This is a genomic window from Streptomyces sp. AV19 (genome assembly GCF_015999245.1).
In the GTDB taxonomy this organism is placed as follows: domain Bacteria; phylum Actinomycetota; class Actinomycetes; order Streptomycetales; family Streptomycetaceae; genus Streptomyces.
Genome location: NZ_JAEAMR010000010.1, coordinates 191,606 through 202,204, shown reverse-complemented (window position 1 = coordinate 202,204; position 10,599 = coordinate 191,606). Strand labels below are relative to the sequence as shown.

The window sequence follows — 10,599 nt, the reverse complement described above, 5'->3', positions numbered from 1 at the left end:
CGCTCGTCGTGCTCGTCGCGGCCTCCGCCGGTCTGGCGCTACCCGCGCCGCCCGTACGCATACCGCACGTACTGCCAAGCAGCTACCGCAGGAACGGATCGATCGCGACCGCCGTGAACAGCAGCGAGACGTACGTGATCGACCAGTGGAACAGCCGCATCTCCTTCAGCTTCGCCCCGGTGATCCCGGCCTTCGCCCGCGCCTGGAGCGCGTGCGCCTCCTTCAGCCAGAGAGCTCCGCAGGCCACCGCCACGACCGTGTAGAACCAGCCGGTGTAGCCCAGCGGGGTCAGCAGCAGGGAGACGGCGACCATCACCCAGCTGTAGAGGACGATCTGCCGCGCGACGACCTTGTTGCCCGCGACGACCGGCAGCATCGGCACGCCGACCCGCTCGTAGTCGTCCTTCACCTTCATCGACAGCGGCCAGTAGTGCGGCGGCGTCCAGAAGAAGATGACGAGGAAGAGGATGACCGAGGCCCAGGAGACCTCGTTCTTCACCGCGGACCAGCCGATGAGGACCGGCAGGCAGCCCGCGATGCCGCCCCACACGATGTTCTGCGTGGTCCGGCGCTTGAGGATCATCGTGTAGACGACGGTGTAGAAGAGCGAGGCACCGAGCGAGAGCACCGCCGACAGGGGGTTGACCAGGAACCAGAACCAGACGGTCGAGCCGACGGTGAGCGCCGCGGCGAAGACCAGGCACTCGCGCGGCGAGACCATGCCGGTCACCAGCGGTCGCTGGGAGGTCCGGTCCATCATCGCGTCGATGTCACGGTCGTAGTACATGTTGAACGCGCCCGCGCCACCGGCGGAGAGGTAGCCACCGACGCAGGTGGCCAGGACGAGCCACAGGTCCGGGACGCCCTCTGCGGCGAGGAACATCACCGGGACCGTCGTCATCAGCAGAAGCTCGATGACGCGCGGCTTCGTCAGCGCCACGAAAGCCTTGACACGGGCCCCGAACGGCCTGTGTTTGGGACTTTCGGCGGCGAGGACCCCCGCAGGACGGGATTCGACGGCCGTCACGCACACCCCTGACAGAGATAAGGCCAGCAAGCACATCCGGCCCTCGTGCGACCGGGGAAGACTTGCGCGTACCAAGCCACTCTAGACGCAGGGCGTGGCACGGCCTCCGCCGGGGTGGGTCGTGTTGGGCGGGGGCGGACGGGCCCCGCGCCGCTCCCCCGGCACCGCTCGGGAGGCGGGCTCCGTCGACTCACCCCACGCTGGACATATGGCCACTACCTGCCAAAGGGGAATCATTCCGGCCGCGCGCCGGTTGCCACGGCGAAGAGCGGGCGGCCGCTCGACGAAGAGCGGGTAACCGCTCAAATGGGCCGCCGCGTAGCCGACCGCTCGTCGAAAAGACGCGCGTTGCCACAGGGGTAGGCTCGACACCGCCGCGTCGTGGCGGAAGATACCGCCCCCGGCCAGACATTGTGGAGAGGAGCCCTGAACTAGGGTGAGCAACAAGCCGACCACCTCAGAGCTCAAGTGGACCGAACTGGACCAGCGGGCCGTCGACACCGCCCGGGTCCTGGCCATGGATTCCGTGCAGAAGGTCGGCAACGGCCATCCCGGAACGGCCATGAGCCTGGCGCCCGCCGCTTACCTGCTCTTCCAGAAGCTGATGCGGCACGACCCCAGCGACGCGGACTGGATCGGCCGCGACCGTTTCGTCCTCTCGCCCGGCCACACGAGCCTGACCCTCTACGTGCAGCTCTTCATGGCCGGTTACGGCCTGGAGCTCTCGGACCTCAAGGCGTTCCGCACCTGGGACAGCAAGACCCCGGGCCACCCCGAGCACGGCCACACCCGCGGCGTGGAGACCACGACCGGTCCGCTGGGCCAGGGCATCGCCAACGCCGTGGGCATGGCGATGGCCGCCCGCTACGAGCGCGGCCTGTTCGACCCGGAGGCCCCGGAGGGCGAGTCCCCCTTCGACCACACCATCTGGGCGATCGTCTCCGACGGCGACCTGGAGGAGGGCATCTCCGCCGAGGCGTCCTCGCTGGCCGGCCACCAGAAGCTGGGCAACATCGTCGCCCTGTACGACGACAACCACATCTCGATCGAGGGCGACACCGAGACGGCGTTCTCCGAGGACGTCCTGGGGCGCTACGAGGCCTACGGCTGGCACGTCCAGCGCATCGAGCAGTCGGCGAACGGCGACTTCGACGTCCAGGCGCTCTTCGCGGCCCTCAAGGCGGCCCAGGAGGAGACCGGGCGTCCCTCCCTGATCGCGGCCCGCACGATCATCGCCTGGCCCGCCCCCAACGCGCAGAACACCGAGGCCTCGCACGGCTCGGCGCTCGGCGAGGCCGAGGTGGCCGCGACCAAGGAGGTGCTCGGCTTCGACCCCGAGCAGCACTTCCAGGTCGAGGACAAGGTCTTCGAGCACGTCCGCAAGGTCGTCGACCGCGGCCGCGAGGCCCACGCGACCTGGGACAAGCAGCTGCAGAAGTGGCGCGAGGCCAACGCCGCGCGCGCCGCGGAGTTCGACCGGATCATGGCGGGCGAGCTGCCCGACGGCTGGGAGAAGGCCCTCCCGGTCTTCCCGGCCGGCAAGGCCGTCGCGACCCGCAAGGCGTCCGGCGAGGTCCTCAAGGCGCTGGGCGGCGTGGTCCCCGAGCTGTGGGGCGGCTCCGCCGACCTCGCCGGCTCGAACAACACCACGATCGACCCGTCGTCGTCCTTCCTCCCCGAGGGCAACCCCCTCCCGGAGGCGAACCCGTACGGCCGCACGATCCACTTCGGCATCCGCGAGCACGCCATGGGCTCGACGATGAACGGCATCGCGCTGCACGGCAACACCCGTGTGTACGGCGGCACCTTCCTGGTGTTCTCCGACTACATGCGCCCCGCCGTCCGCCTGGCCGCCCTGATGAAGCTGCCGGTCACCTACGTGTGGACGCACGACTCCATCGGCCTCGGCGAGGACGGCCCGACCCACCAGCCGGTCGAGCACATGGCCGCGCTGCGCGCCATCCCGGGCCTGAACATGGTCCGCCCGGCCGACGCCAACGAGACCGCCATCGCCTGGCGCGAGATCGCCAAGCGGCACACCACCAAGCCCGCGCCGCACGGTCTGGCCCTCACCCGCCAGAACGTCCCGACGTACGAGGCCAACGAGGGTGCCGCCAAGGGCGGTTACGTGCTGTTCGAGGCCGAGGGCGGCCGCGCCCAGGTGATCCTGATCGGCACCGGCTCCGAGGTCCAGCTCGCCGTCGAGGCGCGCGAGCGGCTCCAGGCCGAGGGCATCCCGGCCCGCGTGGTCTCCATGCCGTCGGTGGAGTGGTTCGAGGAGCAGGACCAGGCGTACCGCGACGGCGTCCTGCTGCCGGACGTCAAGGCCCGCGTGGCCGTCGAGGCGGGCATCGGCCTGACCTGGCACCGCTACGTCGGCGAGGCCGGCCGGATCGTCTCGCTGGAGCACTTCGGTGCCTCCGCCGACTACAAGATCCTGTTCCAGGAGTTCGGCCTGACCGCCGACGCCGTCATCGAGGCCGCCCGCGAGTCCCTCGCCGACGCCGGCCGCCGCTGAGCGCGAAGCACACAACTTTCCAGTAGGAGATGTAGAACCCATGACCGACGCACTCAAGCGCCTCTCCGAGGAAGGCGTCGCGATCTGGCTGGACGACCTGTCGCGCAAGCGCATCACCTCCGGCAACCTTTCGGAGCTGATCGACGACAGCCACGTGGTCGGTGTGACCACCAACCCGTCGATCTTCCAGAAGGCCATCGCCGGCGGTGACGGCTACCAGCAGCAGCTCGCCGACCTCGCGGCCCGCAAGGTGACCGTCGAAGAGGCCATCCGCATGATCACGACGGCGGACGTCCGCGACGCCGCCGACATCCTGCGCCCGGTCTTCGACCGGACCGACGGCCAGGACGGCCGGGTCTCCATCGAGGTCGACCCGCGCCTGGCCCACAACACCCCGGCCACGATCGCCGAGGCCAAGCAGCTGGCCTGGCTGGTGGACCGGCCCAACACCCTGATCAAGATCCCGGCCACCAAGGCGGGCCTGCCGGCCATCGCCGAGGTGATCGGCCTGGGCATCAGCGTCAACGTCACGCTGATCTTCTCGCTCGAGCGCTACCGCGCGGTCATGGACGCCTACCTGACCGGTCTGGAGAAGGCCAAGGCGGCCGGCCAGGACCTGTCGCTGATCCACTCGGTGGCGTCCTTCTTCGTGTCCCGCGTGGACACCGAGATCGACAAGCGGCTGGACGCCCTGGGCACCGAGGAGGCCAAGGCGCTGCGCGGCAAGGCCGCCCTGGCCAACGCCCGCCTCGCCTACCAGGCGTACGAGGAGGTCTTCTCCTCCGACCGCTGGCTGGCCCTGGAGAAGGCCGGCGCCAACAAGCAGCGTCCGCTGTGGGCCTCGACCGGCGTCAAGGACCCGGCCTACAAGGACACCCTGTACGTGGACGACCTGGTGGCGCCGAACACGGTGAACACCATGCCGGAGGGCACCCTGGAGGCCGCCGCCGACCACGGGCGGATCACCGGTGACACCGTCCGCGGCACCTACGAGCAGGCCCGCGCCGAGCTCGACGCGGTCGCCAAGCTGGGGATCTCGTACGACGACGTCGTGCAGCTCCTCGAGGACGAGGGCGTCGAGAAGTTCGAGGCGGCCTGGAACGACCTGCTGAAGTCCACCGAGGCGGAGCTCAAGCGCCTCGCACCGGAGGCATGAATTGAGCAGCAGCAACCCGCTGCGTGACGCTCAGGACCGACGGCTCCCGCGTATCGCGGGGCCGTCGGGCCTGGTCATCTTCGGCGTCACGGGCGATTTGTCACGGAAAAAGCTGATGCCTGCCGTCTACGACCTCGCCAACCGGGGTCTGCTGCCGCCGGGCTTCTCCCTCATCGGCTTCGCCCGCCGCCAGTGGGAGGACGAGGACTTCGCACAGGTCGTGCACGACGCCGTCAAGGAGCACGCGCGCACGCCCTTCCGCGAGGAGGTCTGGCAGCAGCTGGTGCGCGGCTGCCGGTTCGTCCAGGGCGACTTCGACGACGACGCCGCGTTCGAGACCCTCAAGGACACCATCGAGGAGCTCGACAAGGCCCAGGGCACGGGCGGCAACTTCGCCTTCTACCTGTCCGTCCCGCCGAAGTTCTTCCCCACCGTCGTCCAGCAGCTCAAGAAGCACGGCCTGGCCGAGCAGACGGAGAACTCCTGGCGGCGCGCGGTCATCGAGAAGCCCTTCGGCCACGACCTGGCCAGCGCCCAGGAGCTGAACCGGATCGTCCACGAGGTCTTCCCGACCGAGTCGGTCTTCCGGATCGACCACTACCTGGGCAAGGAGACCGTCCAGAACATCCTGGCGCTGCGCTTCGCCAACACCCTCTTCGAGCCGATCTGGAACCGGTCGTACGTCGACCACGTGCAGATCACCATGGCCGAGGACATCGGCATCGGCGGCCGGGCCGGCTACTACGACGGCATCGGCGCCGCGCGCGACGTCATCCAGAACCACCTGCTCCAGCTGCTGGCGCTGACCGCCATGGAGGAGCCCGCCTCCTTCGCCGCGGACGCGCTGGTCGCCGAGAAGACCAAGGTGCTGGGCGCCGTCCGGCTGCCGAAGGACCTGGGCAGGGAGACCGTCCGCGGCCAGTACGCGGCCGGCTGGCAGGGCGGCGAGAAGGTGCTCGGCTACCTGCAGGAGGAGGGCATCGACCCGCGCTCCAAGACCGACACCTACGCCGCGATCAAGCTGGAGATCGACAACCGCCGCTGGGCGGGCGTCCCGTTCTACCTGCGCACCGGCAAGCGGCTCGGCCGCCGCGTCACCGAGATCGCGGTCGTCTTCCAGCGCGCCCCGCACTCGCCCTTCGACGACACCGCCACCGAGGAGCTCGGGCAGAACGCCCTGGTCATCCGGGTGCAGCCGGACGAGGGCGTCACCTTGCGGTTCGGTTCCAAGGTGCCGGGGACCTCGATGGAGGTCCGGGACGTCTCGATGGACTTCGCCTACGGCGAATCGTTCACCGAGTCCAGCCCCGAGGCGTACGAGCGGCTCATCCTCGACGTGCTGCTCGGCGACGCCAACCTCTTCCCGCGCCTGAAGGAGGTCGAGCTCTCCTGGCAGATCCTCGACCCGATCGAGGAGTACTGGGACAAGCACGGCAAGCCCGCGCAGTACCCGGCCGGCACCTGGGGGCCGGTCGAGGCGGACGAGATGCTCGCACGAGACGGACGGAGCTGGCGTCGGCCATGAAGATCGACCTGACGGACACCACGGCCAGCAAGATCAACAACGCCCTGGTCCAGGGACGCCGCGCCATCGGCACCCCGGCCATCGGCATGGTGCTCACGCTGGTCATCGTCACCGACGAGGAGCACGCCTACGACGCGCTCAAGGCGGCCAACGAGGCCTCCCGCGAGCACCCTTCGCGCAAGCTCGTCGTCATCAAGCGGGTCAGCCGCTCGCCGCGCAACCGCGCACAGGCCCGCCTCGACGCCGAGGTCCGGGTCGGCACCTCCGCCGGCACCGGCGAGACGGTGGTGCTGCGCATGTACGGCGAGGTGATGGACCACGCCCAGTCGGTGGTGCTGCCCCTGCTGCTGCCGGACGCCCCCGTGGTCGTCTGGTGGCCGGTCGGCTCCCCGCTCAACCCCGAGCAGGACCCGCTGGGCGCGCTCGCCCAGCGCCGCGTCACCGACACCTACGCGGCCGACGAGCCGGTCTCCGAGCTCACCGCCCGCGCCGCCAACTACGCGCCCGGCGACACGGACCTGGCCTGGACCCGGATCACCCCGTGGCGCTCGATGCTCGCGGCCGCCCTGGACCAGCAGCCCGGCATCAAGGTCACCGGCGCCGAGGTCGAGGGCGAGGACTGCAACCCCAGCGGCGAACTGCTGGCCATGTGGCTCGCGGACCGCCTCGGGGTGCCAGCCCGGCGCGTGGTCTCCGAGGGCCCCGGCCTCACGGCCGTCCGCCTGGAGACCGAGGACGGCGTCATCACCCTGGAGCGCACCGACGGCGCGCTGGCCCGGCTGTCCATGAAGGGCCACCCGGACCGCGCCGTGGCGCTCAAGCGCCGCGACACCGCCGAACTCCTCGCGGAGGAGCTGCGCCGTCTCGACCCGGACACGGTCTACGCGTCCACGCTGAAGTACGGCGTGGAGCGGCTGGCCGACGCCCCGGCCCCGGAGCCGGCTCCCGCTCCGCCCGCTCCCGAGGAGGCCAGGCCGGCCGCCCCGAAGAAGGGCGCGTCCAAGAAGGCGGCGGCGAAGTGAGCACCGCCCCGCAGATCGTCGTCCACCGGGACAAGGAGCTGATGGCCCAGGCCGCCGCGGCCCGGCTCATCACGAAGATCGTGGACGCCCAGGCGGCCCGCGGCTCGGCATCCGTCGTCCTCACGGGCGGGCGCAACGGCAACGGGCTGCTCGCGGCCCTCGCCGCCTCGCCCGCGCGGGACGCGGTCGACTGGCCGCGGCTGGACCTGTGGTGGGGCGACGAGCGGTTCCTGCCGGACGGCGACCCCGAGCGCAACGTCACGCAGGCCCGCGAGGCCCTGCTGGACGCCGTCGGGCTCGACCCGGCGCGGGTGCACGCCATGCCCGCCGCGGACGGCACGTACGAGGACGCCGACGAGGCGGCCGAGGCGTACGCGTCCGAACTGGCCGCCGCCGCGCGGCCGGAGACCGCATCACCACCGGCTGGCGCCGGGGGTGGCCCCGTCCCCGCCTTCGACGTCCTGCTCCTGGGCGTAGGCCCCGACACGCACGTCGCCTCGCTCTTCCCGGAGCTGCCGGGCGTCCGCGAGACGGAGCGCGCGGTCATCGGCGTGCACGGCGCGCCGAAGCCACCGCCGACCCGGATCTCGCTGACCCTGCCGGCGATCCGGGCGGCGCGGGAGGTGTGGCTGCTGGCCGCCGGCGAGGACAAGGCGGGCGCGGTCGCGGTCGCGCTGGGCGGTGCGGGTGAGATCCAGGCCCCGGCGGCGGGTGCGTACGGGCGCACGCGCACGCTGTGGCTCCTGGACCAGGCCGCGGCTGCTCAGCTCCCGAGGGACCTGTACCCCCCGGCGTCGCCGTAAGGGAGGAAGGGCCCCAACCCCGCCCTTTCACCGTTTCTTCCGGGGAGACCCCGGACCCCCGCCACAACCCCCCGGCGCGGGGGGGGGGGCCCGGCCCGGCGGGGGGGGCCGCCCCCGGGCCGCCCCGGGGCCCCCGCGCGGAAGGGCTCAAGCGCCGGACGGGCTGATTCAGCCCGTCCGGCGCTTGAGGACGAACGCGGCGAAGCCGCGTTGCCCCGCGCGAAGCGCGGCGAGAAACGGTGAAAGGGCGGGGTTGGGGAACCCTCCGCGCGTCAGCGCCCCCGCACCGCCCGGTAACGGGCGACCAACGCCGAGGTGGAGGAGTCGAGCCCCTCCACGGAAGCCCCCTCCGTCAACGCCGGCTCCACCCGCTTCGCCAGCACCTTCCCCAACTCGACCCCCCACTGGTCGAACGAGTCGATCCCCCACACCGCCCCCTGCACGAACACCTTGTGCTCGTACAGCGCGATCAACTGCCCCAGCACCGACGGAGTCAGCGCGTCCGCCAGGATCGTCGTCGTCGGCCGGTTCCCCCGGAACGTCTTGTGCGGGACCAGCTCCGCCGGAACGCCCTCAGCCGCCACCTCCTCCGGCGTCTTGCCGAAGGCCAGCGCCTGCCCCTGGGCGAACAGGTTCGCCATCAGCAAGTCATGCTGGGCGACGAGCCCCGGCTCCAGATCGTCCACGGGCCGGGCGAACCCGATCAGATCGGCCGGGATCAGCTTCGTCCCCTGGTGGATCAACTGGTAGTACGCGTGCTGCCCGTTCGTGCCCGGCGTCCCCCACACCACGGGCCCGGTCTGCCAGTTGACGGCCCGCCCGTTTCGCTCGACCGACTTGCCGTTGGACTCCATGTCCAACTGCTGCAGATAGGCGGCGAACTTCGACAGGTAGTGGCTGTACGGCAGCACCGCGTGCGACTGCGCGTCGTGGAAGTTGCCGTACCAGATCCCGAGCAGCCCCAGCAGCAGCGGCACGTTCTCCTCCGCCGGCGCGGTGCGGAAGTGCTCGTCGACGAGGTGGAAGCCGTCGAGCATCTCGCCGAAGCGGTCCGGCCCGATGGCGATCATCAGGGAGAGCCCGATGGCCGAGTCGTACGAGTAGCGCCCGCCGACCCAGTCCCAGAACTCGAACATGTTGGCCGTGTCGATGCCGAACTCGGCGACCTTCTCCGCGTTCGTGGACAGCGCCACGAAGTGCTTGGCGACGGCCTCGTTCCCCGCCCCCGCGCCCAGCCCCGCCAGCAGCCAGGTCCGCGCGGACGTCGCGTTCGTGATGGTCTCGATCGTGGTGAAGGTCTTGGACGCGACGATGAACAGCGTCTCGGCCGGGTCCAGGTCCCGCACCGCCTCGTGCAGGTCGGCGCCGTCCACGTTGGAGACGAAACGGACCGTCAGCGCGCGGTCGGTGAAGGCGCGCAGGGCCTCGTAGGCCATCGCCGGACCGAGGTCCGATCCGCCGATGCCGATGTTGACGACGTTGCGGATGCGGCGCCCGGTGTGGCCCGTCCACGCGCCCGAGCGCACCCGGTCGGAGAAGTCCCGCATCTTCGCCAGCACGGCGTGCACGGCGGGGACGACGTTCTCCCCGTCCACCTCGACGACGGCACCCTCGGGGGCGCGCAGGGCGGTGTGCAGCACGGCCCGGCCCTCGGTGGTGTTGATCTTCTCGCCGCGGAACATCGCGTCCCGCAGCTCCGCCACGCCCGTCGCCGCCGCGAGTTCGCGCAGCAGCCGCAGGGTCTCGTCGGTGACGAGGTGCTTGGAGTAGTCGACGTACAGATCGCCGACGGTGAGCGCGTACCGCTCGGCCCGGCGCGGGTCCTCCGCGAACAGCCGACGCAGCCGCACCTCCCCCAACTCGTCCCGGTGCTTGGTCAGTGCGTTCCACTCGGGCATGCGGTCGAGCCCGGTGCGGCCCTCAGCGTTCATTTCGGACATCAGTCCATTTCTTCTCGTAGCTCTCTCGCCATTCCCCAACCTAATGGAGCCCCGGGCCATTCCTGGCGGTAGCTCCCGGAAACACCACCGGCCCGGCCGGAAGGAACGGTCCTTCCGGCCGGGCCGGTCAGTGCTGGCGGTGCGTCGGGTCGGTTCGTCAGATCTCCCCACGGAGCTTGGCCAGCGCCTCGGCGAGGATCGCCTCGCCGTCCGCGTCGCTGCGTCGCTCCCGGACGTACGCGAGGTGCGTCTTGTAGGGCTCGGTGCGCGGCGGGTCCGGCGGATTGTCCCGGTCCTGGCCGGCCGGGAAGCCGCAGCGCGGGCAGTCCCAGGTGTCCGGCACCTGTGCGTCACTGGCGAAGCTCGGCTGCGTCTCGTGCCCGTTCGAGCACCAGAAGGAGATGCGCAGACGCGGGGCCGACTCGCCCCGCTCCGCCTCCCCCATCGGCCCCGCCCCGACCCGGCTTCCCCGGATCGCGTTGCCACTTGCCACGGTCGTAACTCCCTGCGTGATGGTGCGGCGGAGCGTGACAGTCCGCTCCGCTGCGAGCGCCCCAGTCTACGGAAGGCCCAACGCGCGTCCAGCGGCAGGAGTTACACGAACCGGC

General features: G+C 71.0%; 8 protein-coding genes. 5 read left to right on the top strand and 3 right to left on the bottom strand.

Going from position 1 to position 10,599, the window contains the following annotated elements; translation table 11 throughout:
- Positions 1 to 82: 82 nt before the first annotated feature.
- Complete coding sequence (locus I5Q34_RS19205; RefSeq protein WP_277965349.1) at positions 83 to 1,027, bottom strand: heme o synthase; 945 nt, start codon at positions 1,025 to 1,027, stop codon at positions 83 to 85.
- 436 nt (positions 1,028 to 1,463) lie between these two features.
- Here I5Q34_RS19205 and tkt point away from each other — a divergent pair, with 436 nt between their 5' ends.
- The 5 genes from tkt to pgl are packed head-to-tail and all read left to right on the top strand — an operon-like array spanning position 1,464 to position 8,051.
- On the top strand, positions 1,464 to 3,545 hold the full coding sequence (gene tkt / locus I5Q34_RS19200) for a transketolase (RefSeq protein ID WP_199893556.1): 2,082 nt from the start codon (positions 1,464 to 1,466) through the stop codon (positions 3,543 to 3,545).
- A gap of 40 nt (positions 3,546 to 3,585) precedes the next feature.
- Positions 3,586 to 4,701 (top strand): transaldolase, encoded by a 1,116-nt coding sequence (tal, locus tag I5Q34_RS19195; RefSeq protein WP_199893555.1) that lies wholly within the window; start codon positions 3,586 to 3,588, stop codon positions 4,699 to 4,701.
- Between the two features lies 1 nt (position 4,702).
- Positions 4,703 to 6,226: a glucose-6-phosphate dehydrogenase gene (gene zwf / locus I5Q34_RS19190; protein WP_199893554.1), complete on the top strand. Its 1,524-nt coding sequence runs from the start codon at positions 4,703 to 4,705 to the stop codon at positions 6,224 to 6,226.
- Positions 6,223 to 7,248, top strand: a complete 1,026-nt coding sequence (opcA, locus tag I5Q34_RS19185; protein WP_199893553.1) for a glucose-6-phosphate dehydrogenase assembly protein OpcA — start codon at positions 6,223 to 6,225, stop codon at positions 7,246 to 7,248. Before zwf ends, opcA begins: the two co-directional genes overlap by 4 nt.
- Complete coding sequence (gene pgl / locus I5Q34_RS19180; RefSeq protein WP_199893552.1) at positions 7,245 to 8,051, top strand: 6-phosphogluconolactonase; 807 nt, start codon at positions 7,245 to 7,247, stop codon at positions 8,049 to 8,051. Before opcA ends, pgl begins: the two co-directional genes overlap by 4 nt.
- 272 nt (positions 8,052 to 8,323) lie before the next feature.
- Here the strand turns inward: pgl and pgi are convergent, their stop codons facing one another.
- Positions 8,324 to 9,982: a glucose-6-phosphate isomerase gene (pgi, locus tag I5Q34_RS19175; protein WP_199894255.1), complete on the bottom strand. Its 1,659-nt coding sequence runs from the start codon at positions 9,980 to 9,982 to the stop codon at positions 8,324 to 8,326.
- A gap of 166 nt (positions 9,983 to 10,148) precedes the next feature.
- On the bottom strand, positions 10,149 to 10,484 hold the full coding sequence (locus I5Q34_RS19170) for an RNA polymerase-binding protein RbpA (RefSeq protein WP_003957010.1): 336 nt from the start codon (positions 10,482 to 10,484) through the stop codon (positions 10,149 to 10,151).
- Between the last annotated feature and the right edge of the window lie 115 nt (positions 10,485 to 10,599).